This window comes from Desulfatiglans parachlorophenolica, assembly GCF_055394735.1.
In genome coordinates, this window is record NZ_AP042460.1 from 308,795 (window position 1) to 328,738 (window position 19,944).

18 protein-coding genes and 1 CRISPR repeat array are annotated in these 19,944 nt (G+C 53.1%); of the genes, 14 read left to right on the forward strand and 4 right to left on the reverse strand.

Annotated elements, in window-relative coordinates; all coding sequences use genetic code 11:
• Positions 1 to 71 precede the first annotated feature (71 nt).
• From ACZ500_RS01430 to ACZ500_RS01485, 12 genes are all read left to right on the forward strand, one after another.
• On the forward strand, positions 72 to 947 hold the full coding sequence (locus ACZ500_RS01430) for a Druantia anti-phage system protein DruA (protein WP_464230752.1): 876 nt from the start codon (positions 72 to 74) through the stop codon (positions 945 to 947).
• Positions 940 to 2,340 carry an IS66 family transposase gene (tnpC, locus tag ACZ500_RS01435; RefSeq protein WP_464230753.1) on the forward strand — a complete coding sequence of 467 codons (1,401 nt, stop codon included), beginning with the start codon at positions 940 to 942 and terminating at the stop codon, positions 2,338 to 2,340. Before ACZ500_RS01430 ends, tnpC (ACZ500_RS01435) begins: the two co-directional genes overlap by 8 nt.
• A 182-nt stretch (positions 2,341 to 2,522) precedes the next feature.
• Positions 2,523 to 3,305, forward strand: coding sequence for a Druantia anti-phage system protein DruA (locus tag ACZ500_RS01440; protein ID WP_464230754.1), 783 nt, complete (start codon positions 2,523 to 2,525; stop codon positions 3,303 to 3,305).
• On the forward strand, positions 3,302 to 4,858 hold the full coding sequence (gene tnpC / locus ACZ500_RS01445; RefSeq protein ID WP_464230755.1) for an IS66 family transposase: 1,557 nt from the start codon (positions 3,302 to 3,304) through the stop codon (positions 4,856 to 4,858). Before ACZ500_RS01440 ends, tnpC (ACZ500_RS01445) begins: the two co-directional genes overlap by 4 nt.
• Before the next feature lie 174 nt (positions 4,859 to 5,032).
• Positions 5,033 to 5,542: a hypothetical protein gene (locus ACZ500_RS01450; RefSeq protein WP_464230756.1), complete on the forward strand. Its 510-nt coding sequence runs from the start codon at positions 5,033 to 5,035 to the stop codon at positions 5,540 to 5,542.
• Positions 5,543 to 5,554: 12 nt separating this feature from the next.
• Positions 5,555 to 6,559: a type I-G CRISPR-associated RAMP protein Csb1/Cas7g gene (gene cas7g, locus ACZ500_RS01455; protein ID WP_464230757.1), complete on the forward strand. Its 1,005-nt coding sequence runs from the start codon at positions 5,555 to 5,557 to the stop codon at positions 6,557 to 6,559.
• Between the two features lie 5 nt (positions 6,560 to 6,564).
• Positions 6,565 to 8,175 (forward strand): type I-G CRISPR-associated protein Csb2, encoded by a 1,611-nt coding sequence (csb2, locus tag ACZ500_RS01460; protein ID WP_464230758.1) that lies wholly within the window; start codon positions 6,565 to 6,567, stop codon positions 8,173 to 8,175.
• Between the two features lie 5 nt (positions 8,176 to 8,180).
• A complete protein-coding gene (gene cas4g/cas1g / locus ACZ500_RS01465) occupies positions 8,181 to 9,842 on the forward strand; it encodes a CRISPR-associated endonuclease Cas4g/Cas1g (protein WP_464230759.1) in 1,662 nt (553 codons plus the stop codon).
• The gene (gene cas2, locus ACZ500_RS01470) at positions 9,839 to 10,138 is read left to right on the forward strand and encodes a CRISPR-associated endonuclease Cas2 (RefSeq protein WP_464230760.1); all 300 of its coding nucleotides are present in this window, start codon (positions 9,839 to 9,841) and stop codon (positions 10,136 to 10,138) included. Before cas4g/cas1g ends, cas2 begins: the two co-directional genes overlap by 4 nt.
• A 201-nt stretch (positions 10,139 to 10,339) precedes the next feature.
• Positions 10,340 to 12,647: direct repeats of the CRISPR family, unit length 37 nt; unit sequence GTTTTCCGGGGTTTTAATGCCCCGGCCTCATTGAAGC.
• Positions 12,648 to 12,777: 130 nt separating this feature from the next.
• Positions 12,778 to 14,067 (forward strand): IS701 family transposase, encoded by a 1,290-nt coding sequence (locus ACZ500_RS01475; protein WP_464230761.1) that lies wholly within the window; start codon positions 12,778 to 12,780, stop codon positions 14,065 to 14,067.
• Positions 14,068 to 14,234: 167 nt separating this feature from the next.
• The gene (locus tag ACZ500_RS01480; protein ID WP_464230762.1) at positions 14,235 to 14,522 is read left to right on the forward strand and encodes a hypothetical protein; all 288 of its coding nucleotides are present in this window, start codon (positions 14,235 to 14,237) and stop codon (positions 14,520 to 14,522) included.
• 280 nt (positions 14,523 to 14,802) lie between these two features.
• The gene (locus tag ACZ500_RS01485) at positions 14,803 to 15,894 is read left to right on the forward strand and encodes a hypothetical protein (RefSeq protein ID WP_464230763.1); all 1,092 of its coding nucleotides are present in this window, start codon (positions 14,803 to 14,805) and stop codon (positions 15,892 to 15,894) included.
• Positions 15,895 to 16,084: 190 nt separating this feature from the next.
• On the opposite strand, the gene ACZ500_RS01490 is transcribed toward ACZ500_RS01485, so the two are convergent.
• From ACZ500_RS01490 to ACZ500_RS01505, 4 genes are all read right to left on the reverse strand, one after another.
• Positions 16,085 to 16,708: a LysE family translocator gene (locus ACZ500_RS01490; RefSeq protein WP_464230764.1), complete on the reverse strand. Its 624-nt coding sequence runs from the start codon at positions 16,706 to 16,708 to the stop codon at positions 16,085 to 16,087.
• 159 nt (positions 16,709 to 16,867) lie between these two features.
• The gene (locus tag ACZ500_RS01495; RefSeq protein WP_464230765.1) at positions 16,868 to 17,278 is read right to left on the reverse strand and encodes an ATP-binding protein; all 411 of its coding nucleotides are present in this window, start codon (positions 17,276 to 17,278) and stop codon (positions 16,868 to 16,870) included.
• 86 nt (positions 17,279 to 17,364) lie between these two features.
• Complete coding sequence (locus tag ACZ500_RS01500; protein ID WP_464230766.1) at positions 17,365 to 17,694, reverse strand: hypothetical protein; 330 nt, start codon at positions 17,692 to 17,694, stop codon at positions 17,365 to 17,367.
• 41 nt (positions 17,695 to 17,735) lie between these two features.
• A complete protein-coding gene (locus ACZ500_RS01505; protein ID WP_464230767.1) occupies positions 17,736 to 18,221 on the reverse strand; it encodes a hypothetical protein in 486 nt (161 codons plus the stop codon).
• A 356-nt stretch (positions 18,222 to 18,577) separates the two neighbouring features.
• On the opposite strand from ACZ500_RS01505, the gene ACZ500_RS01510 reads away from it, so the two are divergent.
• Together ACZ500_RS01510 and ACZ500_RS01515 are read left to right on the forward strand one after the other, a co-directional pair.
• Positions 18,578 to 19,375, forward strand: coding sequence for a BrxA family protein (locus tag ACZ500_RS01510; protein ID WP_464230768.1), 798 nt, complete (start codon positions 18,578 to 18,580; stop codon positions 19,373 to 19,375).
• Entirely contained in the window at positions 19,372 to 19,938 is a 567-nt protein-coding gene (locus tag ACZ500_RS01515; RefSeq protein ID WP_464230769.1) for a BREX protein BrxB domain-containing protein, read from the forward strand. The genes ACZ500_RS01510 and ACZ500_RS01515 overlap by 4 nt, the downstream gene beginning before the upstream one ends.
• Positions 19,939 to 19,944: the final 6 nt, after the last annotated feature.

Below are 19,944 nucleotides of genomic sequence, written 5' to 3' on the forward strand. Positions count from 1 at the left end.
AGGGGGTGCATTTTTCCCTGGCGTCCGAAGCTAAATTTTGCTAGGGTGCTTTGCCAGGAGGGAACAGCACCTTGGCAGAGACCCTGTATCAAATTCGCGGCCGTCAGATCAGAGAGGAAGACCTCTCGTTTATCCGCGATACCATCTCCCGGCATTGGGAACGCGGTCGAACCGCCATTTCCCGAGTGCTGTGTGAGCACTGGGACTGGCGGCAGCCGAACGGGCAACTCAAAGGGATGGCCTGCCGTGCGCTGCTGCTCAAGCTCGAAGAAAAGCAGGTTGTTAATCTCCCCCGGCCTTTGTCCACAACGAATCATCGGAAGCCCCGCAAGGCTGTTCGACGCAGCTATAGCTACGACACCTCGGAGATTCACGGAACGGTCTCCGAGTTTGGCTCTTTGAAAATCGAGATGGTCCGGCGCACCCCGGATGAAGGCCTGTGGGATCACCTGGTCGATAATTACCATTACCTGGGGCGCCCCCGAATCGTCGGTGCATACTTGAAGTACCTGGCCTACCTGGATGGACACCTGGTGGCTTGCCTCGGTTGGGGCTCAGCGGCCTGGAAGGTGGAGTGCCGCGACCGGTTCATCGGTTGGGAGCCTCCTACCAGGGAAGCGAACCTCTACAAGGTCGTCAATAACGTCCGGTTCCTGATTCTGAACTGGGTTTCGGTGAAACACCTGGCCTCGAAGCTTCTGAGCGCCAACATCCGGATGCTTCCCGGGGACTGGCAGGCGTTTTACCGCCATCCCGTTGCCTTGCTCGAAACCTTCGTGGACACCACCCGGTTCCAGGGCACCTGCTACCGGGCAGCCAACTGGGTCTATGCAGGACTGACCAAGGGGCGTGGACGCTACGACCGCTATAACCGCTGCATGGAACCGGTCAAGGCGGTCTACCTCTACCCGCTTGGCAAGCGTTTCCGCGAGGCGCTCCATGGCTGAAACGACTCTTTTTCCCGAAGGGATCGCCTTGACCGAAGAGGGGATGCAGGATGTCCCGCGCTCCGTGCTCATCTATATCAATCTCGCCCTTGTGGAGGAAAACCGCGAACTCCGAAAACGGATCGAACACCTCGAAGCGCGTCTGAACAAGGATTCCTCCAACTCGGATCGGCCGCCGTCCTCGGATCCGCCCTTCAAAAAGAAAAAATCCGGGAAGAAAAAGAAAGGCACCGATCGGCGGAAACTGAGCCATCCGGGGCACCGGCAGGAGATGCTCCCGCCGAAGGAAACCCGAGTCATCCTTCCGGAAATCTGCACCTGCGGCAACCGCGAGTTCCCCGAAACCGAACCGTATTATACGCACCAAGTCATCGAACTGCCCCCGATCGAGCTCGAGGTCATGCACTTCGAACTGCACCGAGGCAGGTGCCCGGTCTGCGGCAAGATGCAAAAGGCCACCGTCCCCAAAGAACACCGGACAGGCTACGGTCCCAGGCTTTCAGCCATGATCGCCGAGATGGCGGGCACCCAGGCAGACAGTCGCTCAACGATTCAAACCTTCTGTGCTTCGGTGCTTGGGTTCCATATCAGCCTGAGCGCCATCCAGAAGATCATCGATCGGGCCTCGGCCGCGATCCAACTCCACTATGAAACGATCGGCCAGGCAGCCAGGCAGGCGCCGGTCAACCACATCGACGAGACCAGCCACCGCCTCAACGGCTTCCTGCAATGGCTGTGGGTCATGGCGGGGCCGGCAGTGGCTTTCTTCATGATCCATTCCAACCGCTCGAAGGAAGCCTTCGAAGCACTGATCAAGGACTGGACCGGCATCCTGGTCTCGGACGGATACGGCGTGTACCGCAAATGGGTCGGACTGCGGCAGACCTGCCTTGCTCATCTGATCCGCAAGGCCAAGGAACTCTCCGAAAGGAAAGACCCGGACATAAAACGTTTCGGTCTCTGGGCAACCCATGAACTCCAACGACTATGTCATATGGCCAAGGATCCCCCCTCCGTCGGAGAGTGGCAGGCCTTTTATGCTCGTTTGATCCGCTTGATCACCCTTCATGAGAAGCGCAAGGATGATGCCGGCAGATTTGCACGCCGTCTTCGCAGGGAGATCGAAAGCCTTTGGACGTTCCTCTCGGAGCAGGGGGTGGATCCCACGAACAATCATGCTGAGCGGATGCTTCGATTCGCCGTGCTGTGGCGCAAATCCAGCCAGGGTACGTCCAGTGAAAAAGGCAACCGCTGGGTGGAGCGTATCCTCTCACTCAGGCAGACCTGCCGGCTTCAGGAAAAGACAACCTTCCCCGTCCTTGTCGATGCCTTGCGCGCCTACTTCCGGGGTCAGGAACCCGACCTCGCCTGGATCGCTCAGCCCACCGCCTGATCCAGATCCTGTGATCGATTACAAAAAATCGACCCATCCCTCAAAAAAGTACTGGCCACAAAAAACGTTCTTTGCTATAAGCAGGGCAACCTTTACCAAGAGGAGGATTACAGAGGTTGCTCATTTGTGGTCGAGACTTCACGCCAACCGATCTGGATTGGATCCGCCGTCAAGTTACCAGCGTGCCAGGATTGAACCGTGCACAGCTCTCACGCATGTTCTGCGAATGGGCCGAGTGGCGAAAGCCCGACGGCGGATTGAAGGACATGAGCTGCCGGGTGGCCCTGCTGCGCCTGTACCGGGCCGGTGTCATCCCGCTTCCAGCGCCAAGGAAAAGGCGCGTCGTGTCCAAACGGATCCAACACACCCTGACAGGAGAACCCCAATCCCCGATCGAGATCGGCCCCGGTCGCATAAGCCTTTCGATCGAGCCGGTCGACCGGAGATCATCCCCACTTTGGAATGAGCTGATCGACCGATACCATTACCTGGGCTATGCCCGCATGGGCGGGGCGCAGATGCGCTTTATGGTCTGGGTCGGACAGCATCTGGTTGCGCTTCTGGGTTTCTCGGCCGCCGCCTGGCGTGTCGCCCCGCGCGACGAGTTCATCGGCTGGAGCGACGATCAGCGTATAGAGAATCTACACCGGGTGATCGACAACAGCCGCTTCCTCATTTTGCCCTGGGTAAAATCTTTCAATCTTGCCTCACAGATCCTTGCGCGCACGGCGCGGTTGCTCCCCGATCGGTGGGAAGAGCGCTACCGTTACCGGCCTTCCCTGCTCGAGACCTTCGTCGAAAAGCAGCGTTTCACCGGCGCCTCGTACAAGGCCGCCAACTGGGTCTGCGTGGGGCAGACGCAGGGGCGAGGCAAGTGGGACCGGAAAAAGGCCTTTGACAAACCGGTCAAGACCATCTGGCTCTATCCGCTCGAGCGCCGGTTCAGGGAGGTCTTGTGCCGATGAAAAAATCACCCAAAAAGCTGGTGATATCCGCCGGCGAGTTCGAAGCGCTCCAGGACCGTATCAAAGAGCGGAACCTGACCGACTCGGACTATGACGTGCTCCTGGGGCTTGCCGAGATGGTGGCGCGCCTGCGGGAGGTCCTTGCCGAGAAAGAAACCTCCATCGGCCGGCTGTGCAAGTACCTGCTGGGGGCCCCGACCGAGACAGCCCGAAACATCCTCAAGGATAAAACCGAACCAGTCCGGAAAAAAGGCGCCAAACCAAAACCCCGGGGGCACGGGAAAAACGGCGCAGGCCAGTACACCGGCGCTGCCAGGGTGCGCATCGAACACCCCGCTCTGAACTCGGGGGACCCCTGCCCAAGCTGTGAGAAGGGTAAACTATACGAGCTGGCCATGCCGTCGGTCTTTGTTCATATCGTTGGAACAGCCCCTCTCAAAGCCACCGTTTATGAACGAATCCGCTTACGCTGCAATCTGTGCGGAGATATCTTCACCCCTGAGCTGCCCGAAGGGATATCCGAGCAAAAATACGACGATTCGGCTACGCCCATGCTGGCGATACTGAAGTATGGCTGCGGCATGCCCTTCAACCGGATCGAGACCCTTCAAAGGAATCTGGGCCAACCTCTGCCCGCCTCCACCCAGTGGGATATCCTCGATACCGCAGCCGTAGCTCTGGCCCCGGTCATGGATGCCATGGTCTCATTCGCCGCGCAGGGCACGCTGCTCCACAATGATGACACCTCCGCGAAGGTGCTCGCTTTCCTCAAAGAGCAGGATCCGGACAGCAAACGCAAAGGGATCTTCACCACAGGGATGGTCACCGAATCCGAGGGCCATCAGGTCGCCATGTTCATGACCGGCAGACAGCATGCCGGGGAAAACCTGCACGACCTGTTGAAACGCCGGGCAACGGGGCTGCCGCCACCGATTCAGATGTGCGATGCCCTGAGCCGGAATGTATCCAAGGACTTTCAGACGATCCTGGCCAACTGCCTCGCCCATGCCCGCAGGAAGTTCGTGGAGCTGGTCGAGCGATTCCCGGACGACTGCGCTCATGTGATCAACGAGCTGGCAACGGTCTATATGCATGAGGCGATCGCCAAAAGCGAAAAGATGTCCCCGGAGGATCGACTGGCTTACCATCGGCTCAACACTGAGCCCGTCATGACAGCTCTCGAGGCGTGGTGCCATCAGCAATTTGCGGAGAAGACCGTGGAGCCCAACTCCGGCTTGGGGAAGGCGATCACCTATCTCCTCAAACACTGGAAGGAACTGACCTGTTTTCTCAGGGTGCCTGGAGCCCCGCTGGACAACAATATCTGCGAAAGGGCCCTGAAGTTCGCCATCCTACACCGGAAAAACTCCCTCTTCTACAAGACGCAACGCGGCGCCTATGTCGGGGATCTCTTCATGAGCCTCATCCACACATGTCAACTTTCAGGCGTCAACCCGCTCGACTACCTCACATGGCTCCTGAAGGATACCAAAGCCCTGCAGTCCTCCCCGCACACCTTCATGCCGTGGCATTACCAGGATCAAAACCGCTAACCCTATCCCGACCGGGGGCCCCTTGGGGCCTCCCGTCCTCCGCTTCATCCTCGCACGCTAAAAATTTTCCACAAGCCGAAAATTTATTGACCTCTGCACGGCTGCCGAAAGGACACCGTTGGTCCCGGGATTGTTATTCGCGGGAGGAGTGGTCTCGAAGATGCAATCAGCCTTTTGAAGCGGCGTATCATCGAAGGGCGTCAGAAAGGGGAAAACCGTTTACCCTTGGAAGCTGCGCATCGGGCGGCAGCATCGCCCACCGATCTTGCGGCGCTGCTTGCTGGAGAGGTTGACTTGGATCGGGCTGTACTGCTTGCACGTGCCCTGATGGCGTTGGATAGTAAAAAGTGGGCAAAGTCCTTTCTGAGTTTGAGAACTCCTCCAACGCGTATTCAGCCCGACGAGGGTTGGATTGCCATTCGGCTGGCGATGCTGCCTTGGGCTTTACCTGATGGTTCAGAGATCGGGTTGGACCCTGCTATTTTGCGGCGTCTCGAAAGTGGAGACAGTACCTATGCAGTCGAGATTGCAGTGCGCCGATTAGGTGCAGCGGGTATTAGAAGTACATTGCGTGCTGCTATCGTGCCGCCTGATACAGCGCGACGGTGGGCTGCGGCAATTGCTTTTCCCATAACGAAAAGGACAGCAACCGAATTTGTCAACCTGCTTGATCCGAATTCCTGAAAGGAGATCTAAATGATTACAGAACTGAACCAACTATCCGATGCACAGCGGCTGTTATTTGCTATTCCGCTTATTCCTTTGCAGGGTCGGCGTTTTCAACCCACCGGATTTCCCGGACTAGGCGCCGCCACTTATCAGACCCCTGAGGGCACGTCTCTTCTGGTGGAAAGTGCTCAAAGCATGGCCAATCGGTTGGAACTCACGCTGTGGGATGAGACGGCACAGGACATCGAAGCAGATCTCAAAGGGCTTTCACACATTCGGGTTATACGCCAGGGAAAAATGCTGACCGATACAATCCTCGAATCACACCGACTCAATAGCCCATATATTCTCGAAGGCAAGGACAAGACATTTTACGATGAACTGAGACAAGAACTGGGTGCCATGGAAGTCGGCCCGGTTGACCGAAAACGGCTCGCGGAGGTATTGCTCAAATACGACATCGGATCTCTGCTGCACGGTGTTTTTCTGGCCAAAAAGGAATTGGCCGGTGGACGTCTGCGCGTTGCGAGGGCCTTGTCAGCTTTCATAGAAGCTGAGGGCGTGCGTGTTGCAGCGTCTGGCGGTGTGAAAAATGATCATGTAAATCCATCAGGCGATACCAAAGCTGGTTTTGGTAACGTCCCATTTGCGCGTGATGAGTTTACGGCTGAACGAATAATTCTGTATGCCAACATCGATCTTGCTCAGATTCGTGGATATGGATTTACCAATGACGTTACACTGTTATTGATCTTGCTTTCCCTTTATAAATTGCGCACGCTTTTGGAGGGCAATCTGCGATTGCGTACGGCTTGTGATCTCACGGTTGCCGATAGCACTATCAAGGCAAACATGCCAGATGGATTCCCCTTGCCCCAGAAAACTGAACTCAAGGCCGATCTCAAAGACGCAATCGGCCGCTGTATCCATCTGATGACAGTAAAGGAAGTCACATTTGAGGACGAATTGAAGAAAGGTAAGGATTCGGAGAATTCCGAGCAAGATGATTCAAATCTTTCCGATGAGGGATAGCCATCATGCCCACTCTTATAATCCACTTTACCGCGGGAAGGTACCATGCAACCCCATGGGGTCATCACGTCAATGAAGGTCTTGTGGAATGGCCCCCATCGCCATGGAGACTGCTACGGGCGTTCCTTGCCGTGGGTTACAACACCTTGGCTTGGCAGGGGGATGCCCCGCCCCTGGCTCGATCGTTGATCGAAAAATTGGCGAGCGTTTTACCTACATACAGGATGCCGAAAGCTACGGGTGCACACAGCAGGCATTACATGCCATTGGGCTTTATGGAGCAGGGAAGGGAGAAAACAACGCTTGTTTTCGATACGTGGGTACGTATCGGTTCAGGAGGGTTGGCTGTTACATGGGATGTACAGCTTTTCCTGGAAGAGGAGACTCTATTATCCAGGATCGCGTCACATATCGGATACGTAGGGCGGTCTGAAAGCTGGGTGGATGCACATTTGGCCAAGGACGGTGAGCCCCTGCCATCAGGTTGGATTTGCGTGCCGAATACTGCAGATGGCATTCCAGACAGTGGATGGGAGGAAATCTCGTTGTTGGCGCCGCAGTCCCCATTGGAGTACTTACAGTCTCAGGCAGCAGCTCTTTCCAAAAATCCTGTTGATGAATCATCATCGAGTAAGCCCCAGTCCAAAACCAGAAAAAAGGCGAAGAGGCGCGATTCTGCCCATCCCGAGGATATCATTGAGTGTCTGCAGTCACAAACGTCTTGGTTGCAGGAAATGGGCTGGAATCAACCGCCAGGCAGCAAAAAGGTGTTCTACCTTCGATCGGACGAAAGTTTGGAAGCTGTGGCACCGCTGATGACCCCTCGTACTTCATCAAGCCCTGATGTTCAATCTGTGCTGCTAGCCATCGCTACTCGAAGTCGCAATGACCATGCGCTACCTCACGTCACGCGCACGATGCCTCACGCAGAAAGGCTACACAAGGCTTTTATCAAGCAGCTTCAAGGACGACCGAATAAGGCCCTGACTGGCTGCGATCACAACATGCTTCCTCTTACGGAACCGCACCGGCATCTTCATATATTACCATTGGACCTGGACCAGGATGGGCACTTGGATCATGTCCTTCTTTGGGCACCGATGGGACTTGATGAAACAGCGCAATCGGCTGTCCGTGCAGTCAGGAAAACATATGCCAAGGGTTTACCTGACCCGCTTCAATTGTCTGTTGCTGGAATGGGCCCCTTGGATCAGATTCGTCGACTTCCAGGAAAGTATGGTGAAGGTCTTTGTGCGGTGTCGGGGGGAGCAGACGGTGCTATGGAGTGGAGAAGCCATACGCCATTTGTCCCGCCGCGATATATCAAAAAGAACGGGCGAAACAGCCTGGAGGGTCAAGTCGCCGCTGAATTGGCCTCACGAGGATTTCCCGTGCCGCAGGAAATCGGGATTTATGATCCGCAAAAAGACGAAGCTGCCCGTCGCATGCGGCACTTCATTCGCGCCAGAAAGAGTGGGCCTTTGCCGCCTGTCGATTGTGGCTTTGCACTTTTTCTCAGGTTTGAGAAACCGGTTTCGGGGCCGCTTTGCCTAGGTTACGGAAGTCATTTCGGGCTTGGTCTTTTTGTGTCGGGAGCCACTGCAGAGAAGGAGTAGCCGCCATGGATGATGTGCCTCTCGTGCCGGCCCGTATGCTGAACGAATTTGTTTACTGCCCGCGGCTGGGGTACATGATGTGGGTACAAGGGGAATTCGCGCACAGCGCGGATACCATCGATGGGCTGATCAAGCATCGGAAGGTGGATATGCCCGGGGGGAAACCATTACCCGAGCCATCTGAAGAAACTATAGAAATTCATTCGCATTCAGTGAGTCTCAGTTCCAATGAGTTGCATTTGACGGCAAAAATCGACTTGGTCGAAGGACAAGGTCAGACAGCCACGCCCGTCGATTATAAACGTGGAAAGCGGCCGCACATCGCTGGCGGGGTGTATGACCCCGAGCGAATCCAACTCTGCGCCCAAGCGCTTCTATTGCGGGAGCACGGGTACGAGTGCGAGAAGGGCATTATCTATTTCGTTGCTTCTAAGGAACGTGTTCCAGTCCCTATTGACCGAGACTTGGAAGATAGAACGCGACAAGCCATCGATGCGTTTATCAAAACGGCGACTGAAGGAAAAATGCCCCCGCCCCTGGAAGACAGCCCGAAGTGTCCACGCTGTTCGCTTGTCGGTATCTGTCTTCCGGACGAGACGGCATTCCTGAACAGATCAGAAGTGGAGCCACGACCTATCGTTACTGGGATCGAAGACGGACTGCCGCTTTACATTCAAACCCCTCGCGCCTACATTCGTAAGAGCGGTGAAGAACTGATCATCGAAGTGGAAAAAGAGAAAGTGGCTACGACACGGCTTGCTGATACCACGCAAGTGGTTCTATTTGGCGGGGCATCCTTGACCACACCAGCGCTGCTTGAATGCATGCGGCGTGATATACCGGTCACTTGGTTGAGTTATGGAGGTTGGTTTATTGGTCACACAGTCGGAACGGGTCATAAAAACGTTGAAACGAGGACGGTTCAATACCGTTCCAGCTTCAATGAGGTTTGCTGTTTGAGGTTGGCCAAAAAACTGGTTGCAGCCAAAATCGCAAACTGCAGAACCCTTCTTAAACGAAATTGGAAACGCGAACCGGAAAAAATTGAAGCAACGTTGACTGCGATGCGTGACGACATCCGGAGTGCCATGAGGGTCGATTCGATCGAGAGCCTATTGGGTGTCGAAGGCAATTCGGCCGGCCGGTACTTCGGATTATTTGAAGGAATGCTCCGTCTCGAAGAAGCGAAAGACTTTGGATTTTCTTTCACCAAACGCAACCGCCGTCCACCCCGTGACCCCGTCAATGCTATGCTCTCATTCGCATACGCAATGCTGGTGAGGGAATGGACTGTAACTCTTTCGGCTGTAGGACTGGACCCATACCGGGGATTTTATCATCAGCCGCGCTATGGTCGTCCCGCACTTTCACTTGATATGATGGAACCTTTTAGACCTCTAATCTGTGATTCTACCGTAATTACAGCGATCAATAACGGTGAAGTGAAAAAGAGCGATTTCATGATGGCCGCGGGAGGTTGTAACCTGGTAGATTCAGCCAGGAAAAAATTCATTGCGGCATTTGAAAGACGCATGAACCATGAAATCACTCATCCGATTTTCAAATACCGACTCAGCTATCGACGGTTGTTGGAAGTGCAGGCAAGGCTATTGATTCGGTACCTTGCCGGTGAGATTCCTTCTTATCCGAGCGTTGTCACTCGATGAGTTCAGCTGCAGATCATCTTTACATTGTGAGCTATGACGTTAGCGAGCCGCATCGTTGGCGCAAGGTGTACAAAACGTTGCGAGGGTATGGTGAATGGCTTCAGCTATCAATTTTTCAGTGCCGACTTGGCCGAAAACGCCTCCTGCAGATGGAGGCTATGCTAAGCGAATATCTAAACCATGACGAAGATCACCTCTTGATCCTCGATATGGGACCCGCAGATGCTGTAAAACCACTTGTCAAGAGCATTGGCAAACCATTTGAACCTGTCACCCGCAAAGCGCTGATTGTTTAATTGCCACGGAGAATCGAGCGGTTCAGTGATGGAGAAACTCCGGCAGGCGCTCGAAGAGCCATAAGTTCTTTGAAAACCGAATAAAACGTAATTTTGAAAGAGGTTTCGGGAAATGGTTAGGTGGAAGAAATACTGTACCCGCTCTAGCGATCGAAAAACAACTTGTAAACCCTTCTAAAAAAGAGCAGAAAATAGCAGGCCGTTTTCCGGGGTTTTAATGCCCCGGCCTCATTGAAGCCATGACGGCCCCCTGGCTTACGCCACCTGAAGATTAGTTTTCCGGGGTTTTAATGCCCCGGCCTCATTGAAGCAGCCTCATCGGCCCACCAGGAAAAGGCGTCCTCGACGTTTTCCGGGGTTTTAATGCCCCGGCCTCATTGAAGCTGCTTACAACCGTAGTTTCAGGTATCTCCCCCACAATGTTTTCCGGGGTTTTAATGCCCCGGCCTCATTGAAGCGACCGATCCCGTGCGGATCAAGGAAGGCGACTACTCCGTTTTCCGGGGTTTTAATGCCCCGGCCTCATTGAAGCTGATCGTACTAGTGGTGTTGTAGAGGTGCAGGTACGGTTTTCCGGGGTTTTAATGCCCCGGCCTCATTGAAGCTGGATGAGATCCCCAAACTCCGCCTCGACCTCTTCGGCGTTTTCCGGGGTTTTAATGCCCCGGCCTCATTGAAGCATTGTTTTGTTCCCTTTCTCATAGCCCCTTCATCAAGTTTTCCGGGGTTTTAATGCCCCGGCCTCATTGAAGCGAGAAGGCCGTCGGGCCCCTGCTGTCCAGGAACAAGTTTTCCGGGGTTTTAATGCCCCGGCCTCATTGAAGCCTGACGGGGGTCCGGTAAAGGCCAGCCTCCCACCAGCGTTTTCCGGGGTTTTAATGCCCCGGCCTCATTGAAGCATTTCCTCCTCATCAACAACGTCCTTCATGTCTTCGTTTTCCGGGGTTTTAATGCCCCGGCCTCATTGAAGCGAGCTTTGTTTTGGTACGTTTATTGAGGATTTTGACACGTTTTCCGGGGTTTTAATGCCCCGGCCTCATTGAAGCGATACATTTATCACAAGGCCTTCACCTTGAAAGGCCGTTTTCCGGGGTTTTAATGCCCCGGCCTCATTGAAGCGATCCAGGCATGGCACCTATTAGCGAGCGCTTTCCAGTTTTCCGGGGTTTTAATGCCCCGGCCTCATTGAAGCGCCTGCAGCTGGAACCCAACGCAGGCCCGGGCCCTCGTTTTCCGGGGTTTTAATGCCCCGGCCTCATTGAAGCGCCACATTCGCCAGGATGTAGGGGAAATCCGAGGTGTTTTCCGGGGTTTTAATGCCCCGGCCTCATTGAAGCTTTGACTAGCTTATGTAATGAATATTTTGCGAAGTGGTTTTCCGGGGTTTTAATGCCCCGGCCTCATTGAAGCTGTCGAGAGGTTTTTCTGTGTTCAAAGCATCTTTATGTTTTCCGGGGTTTTAATGCCCCGGCCTCATTGAAGCGGAGAGATGGACCGCCGGCATGCCGATGAACGAGAAGTTTTCCGGGGTTTTAATGCCCCGGCCTCATTGAAGCATCGAGATGCAGGCTCTGATACATCTCCCGCTCGCTAGTTTTCCGGGGTTTTAATGCCCCGGCCTCATTGAAGCTCCTGGGTTTCGGTGACATCCGTCCTTCCATAGTCCTGTTTTCCGGGGTTTTAATGCCCCGGCCTCATTGAAGCGATGACGTTGCCGGTGGTCGTGATCGTGTCGTCGTGTTTTCCGGGGTTTTAATGCCCCGGCCTCATTGAAGCACGAGCCGGTAGGCTGCAAGGATGGTCGCCCCACGGTGTTTTCCGGGGTTTTAATGCCCCGGCCTCATTGAAGCTCTATTTGTCCCTGCATGGTGTCAGCCAGCTTTCGGGTTTTCCGGGGTTTTAATGCCCCGGCCTCATTGAAGCACGTATGTCAGCAAGCTCTTTGCATCGTTCTACGTAGTTTTCCGGGGTTTTAATGCCCCGGCCTCATTGAAGCCGTGGGACATATACTCGGCAGAATTCGGAAGATAGTGTTTTCCGGGGTTTTAATGCCCCGGCCTCATTGAAGCTAGGAGTCCATGTTGTTTTTGTAGAGCGTTTGGATGTTTTCCGGGGTTTTAATGCCCCGGCCTCATTGAAGCGTTCACGGCGGTCATCGGCGGCGGGGGAGTGCTCATGTTTTCCGGGGTTTTAATGCCCCGGGCTCATTGAAGCCGTTACATCGGCAACAAATTCTTTGCGGGGATTGTAGTTTTCCGTGGTTTTAATGCCCCGGCCTCATTGAAGCCAAGGCGGGTAGCGGATGCCGGCCAGGCGCTTCTTGTTTTCCGGGGTTTTAATGCCCCGGCCTCATTGAAGCCACAAAGCTATTGCTTCATTGTAACGTTCCCAAGCCTCGTTTTCCGGGGTTTTAATGCCCCGGCCTCATTGAAGCAGCCGATAGCCAGCAGCTACATCCGGTTTCTGTTCACCGTTTTCCGGGGTTTTAATACCCCGGCCTCATTGAAGCGCCTTTTTGACCGGATCGACCCAATCCCAGCCGGGCGGGTTTTCCGGGGTTTTAATCCTACAACGCAATTTTATTGACATAGATCTAGTATTAGTGTTATTCCTGTCACCAAAAACGGAGGTGACAGACGATGCTGCCGGACATCAGATTGGATGATAGGTTCTATGATGTTCCAAAGTTTAACTTATTAAAACATGATATAACCGATTTCATGGGCGAACTCAAAGCCTTCCATGAGAGTTTTGCAGACTGCTTTTTTCGTACTGAGTTACGGGAGAACTTTTATCGCTACATGGTGGGCCAATTCAGCGATTTGGAACGTAAATCCATCGAACCTATCGCTATCGCCGTCGAGGACGGTCAAGTCAGGGCCATGCAGCGTTTCGTGAGCACAGCGGTCTGGGAAGACGATAAAATCATGCAAAAATATCGCAGTATGGTCAACGACGATATGGGCGACCCAGATGCCGTTCTGATTTTCGATGAGACCGGCTTCCCTAAAAAGGGACAGGATTCCGTCGGAGTTGGCAAGCAATACTGCGGTATCCTTGGAAAAGTTGATAACTGTCAGGTCGGTGTCTTTGCCGCCTATGCGTCCAGTCAAGGTTACGCCCTCATCGATAAGAGACTCTTTATCCCTGAACACTGGTTTTCTGACGAATATAGCGTCAGACGGAAAAAATGCGCTGTTCCACCTGATCTGTCCTTCAAGACAAAACCACAGCTTGCGGCTGATATGCTCAAAAAGATTTCTTCAGAAGGAATTCTTCCTTTCAAGTATGTTCTTGGAGATTCGATTTATGGGTCGAGTCCAGAGTTTATATCTGCAATTGAAGAAATCAATGGTCTACGGTATTTTGTGTCTATCAAGCCATCTACCTTGTGCTGGTTAACCGATCCTATCAAAATTATCAAAAGCTATAAATATCGTGGAAAAACGCATCGAAAAACCACCCTTGAATCGACAGAAAAAAAGCCTGTCAGCGTTGGGAAATTAGCGAAAAACATTCACGATTTCTTTTGGTATCGTCGCGTCGTCTCGGAAGGCACGAAAGGTCCGATGTCCTATGAGTTCACCCGGAGACGAGTTGTTCTATCGAAAGATGGTTTTCCCCAAAAGACCGTTTGGCTGATTATTTGCAGGACCATTGGGGAAAAACCAATGTACACCTATTTTATCAGCAACGCGCCGATGAGTTGCCGATTGCCTCTGTTCGTATGGCTTAGCGGACTCAGATGGGCAATCGAACAATGTTTCGAAGAGACCAAAACAGATCTGGGGCTTGATCACTACGAGGTGCGCAAGTACCTTGGGTGGCACCACCATATGATCACGTGTATGTTGGCCCATTTTTTTCTTTGGCATTTGAAGATCAGGTTGGGGAAAAAAAGCACCGTCCATTACTCTCTCGCCGATTAGGACGCTGATCGGGACTTTACTTCCGATGGAGCAGTTCGACATGGATGTGACCTTGGCACTTTCAAGGGACCTACGAGGCGGTTATCGAGGAAAAAATGGCTACGGCGATTGCCATCGATGAGCGGAAAAATCTCTATTTGGCTTTTTGAGACCGGTTCGTGTGGAGGATGAGCCTCGTTACCGCCAGATGGCAATGGATCGCCTCCTTTAGTAGGTGTGTCGAGGAACTGAATTTCGATGCGGACGGCAATTTATATTTGCTGGAAGCCAACTGGTTGGGTGCGGGAGAAGAAACCGCCACAATGATTCGGATAATGCTGTATGTGGTTATCGACGACTGCGACTCCGGCGTTCCCGACGTGCAGTTGTCAGACGGAAGCACTATATCCGGGAACATCGATGGCTGCGCGGCAGATGCCTCAAACCATGGAGACTTCGTTAGTTGTGTGGTTTGAATCGGTTGAAAGACGACCATATCATTTCGGCGAGGGATAAGGCCGCGCTTACGAGATGCGACGCACAGGCGGACATCCCGTGAATTTATTCAGGGGGGGGGAATGAGAAAGGCGCCGGGCGCTATATGAGTGTCCGGCGTTTGGCCGCGGGGGCTGCTTCTGTAAAAAGCGCGCATCAGCACGACGTTAACGGGTGGGTGGAAAAGGGCTGCCTCACAAAGACGGTACAGCCTGGTGAACTCGGCAAAATCCCGGAAGAGGAAACAAACTCGGGAACGTTGTGACCCGCCCATGGCAAGCGGATGTCTGTCACTTCAACATAAGAAAGGTGCTCGAAGAGCTGAAGAACATGACCCAGCGCTCGGATGTCCAGTATACGGTGGACCTGCTTCGCCCTGAAGACGCCCGGGGGAGCGTTCGGGTTTTCCAGGCGGTCTACGGAGACGATTACCCGATCAGACTTTACTATGACCCCCAGGCACTCACGCAGGCGAACCATACGGGGGAGTGTTACTCTGTAGTGGCCCGGACCTCAGACGGCCGGATTGCGGGCGTACACAACCTCGTGAGGTCGGCCCCCTGCGATTCGACCTATGAATGGGCTGCTGGGCTGGTTCTGAAGGAGTATCGGTCCCTGGGCATAACGGATAAGATCGTCGAACGTATGATGAATGAGCTGGTCCCGAGCCTGGGAATTGAAGAGGTGTTCGGCGAGCCGGCCTGCATCCATACCCACATTCAGAAGATGAGCTCCAGGATGGGTTTTGTGGAAACGGCCCTCGAGCCGGCCCTGATGCCTGAGAGCCTATACTCGAAGGAAGACTCCGTATCGGGCAGGGTGACGGCACTCCTGCAATTTCGGTGCTTCAAACCAAAGCCCCATACCGTCTTCCTGCCACGTGTCTATGAGGAGGAACTGCGGTTCCTGTACTCGCCCTTGGACGACAAACGCACACTGGTCCCCGTGGAAGAACACGGCCCTGAGTCAGTGACTTCCGAAGTCACCATGCAGATTTTCGACTTTGCACAGGTGGCGAGGATGGCCATACACCATGCGGGTGAGGACCTGGAATCCCGTTTGGCGGAGATCGAGCGGGAGGCGATCGACCGAAATGTTGTCGTACTGCAGACCTGGCTTAAACTGGATACGCCGGCAGTGGCAACGGCAGTACATACCCTTCGGACAAGGGGATACTTCCTGGGCGGAATCCTGCCTCGGTGGTTCGATTCGGACGGTCTGTTGATGCAGCAGATTCGATGCCGCCCCGATTTTAAGAACATCGCGCTCTATTCTGAGCGTGCCCGGGGCATTCTTCGGATCGTGGCTCAGGACTGGGAACGTATTCAGAGCCTTCCTCTAAGACGGTGCTGAGAAAAGCCCTGTTCGCGGATTGCTCAAGCGCTCAGACAGAAGGCACCTGAAATCCTGAGTGCATTGCCGGCGAAACCAGCGCGGCGCGGTGGCTTTTCTCTCGACCGATCCAACCAGCCGCCAGGATGTCACGGGCTGCACCGTGAAAACGGTGTGAGGCAAGGACAACAGGCCGGGCTTTCCTGCGAGTCTATGCTTTTATTATTTCCATTAGTTTCAGCCCGTTGTAAAAAAGAGCGATTGCCAAGCCCCCCAGTGCCAATCCGAGAAAACGCATGATGTAAATATATGCTTTTCCGGTCAGGAAGGATTTTGATTTTCCAGTCAACACAGCCAGGAGGATCTTTGATCCAAGGAGAAAAACATAAAAACTGACAATAAAAGCTAACAGTGCGATGATGTTTATCTCCATCGCTGCGACCATTGTTGGGACACCGACACTGAACCAAAACAAATACGGATGAGGATTTAAAGCGTTTGCCAAAATCCCTTTTATCAACGGATTCGTCTCCAAAGCTTTAGAATCAAGATCAATTCCCTTTGTACGAATGCTCTCATAAGCCATGGTCGCAATAAACAAGCCACCCGCGATAGAAATCAAACCTAAAATGTTATGAAAATCATTTAGTTTTGATAAGAAAAAGAGCGTCAAGATAATAATTGGAAAATCGGTTAAGATTGGTGCTAGAGCCACTTTGACACCGGATTTGATATCGTATCGAAGTGTTTCTGAAATAACGAGAGTCAAAAGCGGCCCTGGTGCAAAACCAGCAGACAAACCCAATAATGTCCCAAATATTAAAAAATAAAGCATATAATTTGTTTTATATCTTGAAGTTCTTATTGGATGGGAAGAAAGGCAAAATCGTATAATAACATCCTGCGCCTATGTTTCACCCGCACATGTATCTTGAGTTCTCCAGGCGGTGAAATCCAATTCGTCTAATTTTTTCAGGATTACGTGCATCCAACTTTATCTTCCCATATGTGGTTTTAACTTTATGGGCATCCTTCGCCCATCCTGCCGAGGATGATGACCTCCGCGGTCAGCGATCGCGGAGGCTACCGTATTGGAATCGAAGACCTTTCCCCATTGAGCGAAAGGCAGATTGGTCGAGAAGATTGTTGACCGCTGGGTATGCCTTTGACTGATGACCTGGAAGAAGAGGTTCGAACCCTGTGAGCCAAGCGAAAGATAACCGAGTTCGTCACAATAGGTCAATCCGTGCCGGTCTCCGACCAGGACCAAAAAAGGATAGAGGATCAACTCGTGGTGGCTGAGTTCGGCCCAGAAGCCCTCGCGCAGGGACCGGTGCTCGATGGCGGCAAAGCTCCCCACGATGTTTCTTGCCCTGTCGGGGCGGAGCAGCCGTTTTTCGATCATGGTCTCTCTCCTTTCGAGAAAAAAGCTGTCATACGGATGAAACCAAAGGCGATCGAGTCCTCTTTTGCAATCAGACGTTTTCGCGTCTAAGAGGCGGGAATCAAGATAACTTTTTGTGGTAACGCGTCCATTTTTGCAATCTGCTTTCCTGCCGATCTACGGCTGTTGCGCCAGCGCTGCAGCAGGCGGTTATGCTGAGATTTTCCGGGATGGCGTTTACAGTAGGCTTTGTAGTATCCCGGGTGGCGGTTGTGCCACGCCTTCTGGCAGTCGCACTGGTTGGCTTTGTAATCCGGGTCGGAGAGGAGTTTTTCACGCTGCCACTGTCGCTTCCGGGCGCGCTGGCGCTGGGTCTTGATGCGCGGGTTACGCTCGAAAACACATCCGCAATGGACGCATCGGATAGTCTCGCCCATGGTCGCCCTCCCCGTGGGTGACAACCATAACACTTATGAGCCTAATCTTTCAATATTGCACAAAAAGATGGGATAAAGAAGAGAAAGAAGCGGATCCAAGAAGAAAAGGCAGGTCTTACAGAGAGGAAAGAAGGAAGAACATACAATGCCGGTTTTTCAGCCGCCCATTTTGGCCACTTTTCTACAGGCCATACCTGTCCATTTTTTGACCGGCGTTCATAGGTGAGCAGGTAATTGGCGCAGACATCGACGGGTTTGCGTTCTGGCGGGGTAAAGTCTCGCAATGTGGCGCTGCGGCGTATGCCTCCAGCAACATACCCGGCCTTTCCCCGCAGGATTTCAAGAAGCCGCACGCGAACCCAATTTTCCAGCTTTTCACCGGACTCGGAGTGAAACGCCCTGCTCGCACTCCAAAGATACTCTGTGACATGAACGAAATCGAGAATGATGGTCAGATCGATACCTCTCTCTTTGGCTATGCGGCGCAGGAGGCGAATCTGGGTCTTATTGCCGTCAACCAGTGCCACCCACTTCTTTCGATGCCCGGGATCCCGACAAGCTGCCCTCTGTGTCAATGTGGGTGAGACACGCCCATAAACGCTGCTAGCCATTCGTCGTTGACAAAAGGACTGCATCTCCATAAAATGCCACAGAAATTTACATTGATCTCAGAAGGTTACCAATCCTATGGCATCAATGAGTGACTGCCCGGGCGAGGGCAGGCCCTTCACAGGGAGAAGAAATGAAGCAGACGCCAATAGAAACCCCATTTCTCAGGCAGAGAGATGGGGGTTGTTTTTCCCGTTGGCTTTTCCCGGCCGCTGTCAAACGGGTAGGCCGAATACCGGTTTATGGAGGGGTGGCAGAGGAAAGGATAGAGGAATTGAGCAATAGTAGAATTCTTGGTATGCGTGAACATGACCAATACAGCCTGCGAAACACCATTCGGGCCGGATGCATTCATGAGTGCTGGCTTTTCTTCAGTGAAATGGCGAAGGGCGCCGGTAGTGAGAAGGTAAGGCGTGATCTGGCCGACGGGGTCATCCTGGGCAAATATGCTTACAGCACGCGCATGGCATTGTGGAAGATATTTCGGACACGTTATTTCAATATCGCCGACCCATGGGTGCTTTCCGAACTGGTTTCTGCAAGCGAGTATGGACCGGAGTCCCCGGAATTCATTTCTCTTCTTTACCTCTACTTCGCTTTACGGGATAGGTTTGCCTTCGAATTTGTGACCGACGTCGTCTGGGGAAAATGGCTGGCCCATGATCTGGCCATCGGCAGTGAGGATTGCAGCCGGTTCTTCATGCAATTATCGCAGAAAGATTCCTCCTTGCCGAAAGTTACAGCCGAATCGAAAGGAAAGCTGATCCGCAACACGGTCTCCACACTTCAGGACTTCGGCCTTGTGACCGGGACTAGACATCGTGTCATCAGCCGTCCGACCATTGCCCGGCGAACAGCATATCATCTGGTCCGCCTCCTGAATATCGAGGGCCTCTCAGGCAAAGAGATTGTCGAATCCAAAGACTGGAGGATATTCCTCTGGGATCAGCATGACGTGTCCCTGATGCTGGCACAGCTTTCTCAGGAAAAATGGATCCGGTACGAGAAGTCTGGGCGGATCGTCGTTTTTGAACTCAGCAAAGAAAGGCAACCAGCAGGGGGGAATCCATGAACGGAGACATCTCCTGGAAAATCAAGGAAGCGGCCTCACGCATCAAGGAACGGTATCATTTTATCGGGCATCAGACAGGGGCGCCGTTTCTGGCTATCGTTTTTCCCCAGGAAGCCGAACTTTGGACCATGAAGGAATGGCACGCCCAGGCCGGCATATTTGCCGATCAGTACCACCTGATTTACGCGGATCTGCTGGAGATTACGACTCGATGTCTTGATCAGTTAGGTGTTGAGAATGTCATCGCTGCACTGAGTGATCCCATGCCGGGGACAAATCCTGAAGCTGAATTGGCCAATCTCTGGATTTCTGAAATCATTGCCACAATGCAAGCAAAACTCTCCGAACACCAGGGGAAACCGCCCGTCATGGTGATTGAGAGGACAGCCGCCTTATATCCGGTGACAGGACCGAGATATTTACTCCAGCAATTATGGGATGTCCATAGTCAGATGATCCATTGCCCAGTGGTGGTCTTTATTCCCGGCCGTTTATTGGAGCAAAGAGTTTACCTATTCATGAACGAGAAAGAGGAATTCATGTATCGAGGCGATGTCCTTTAACATACC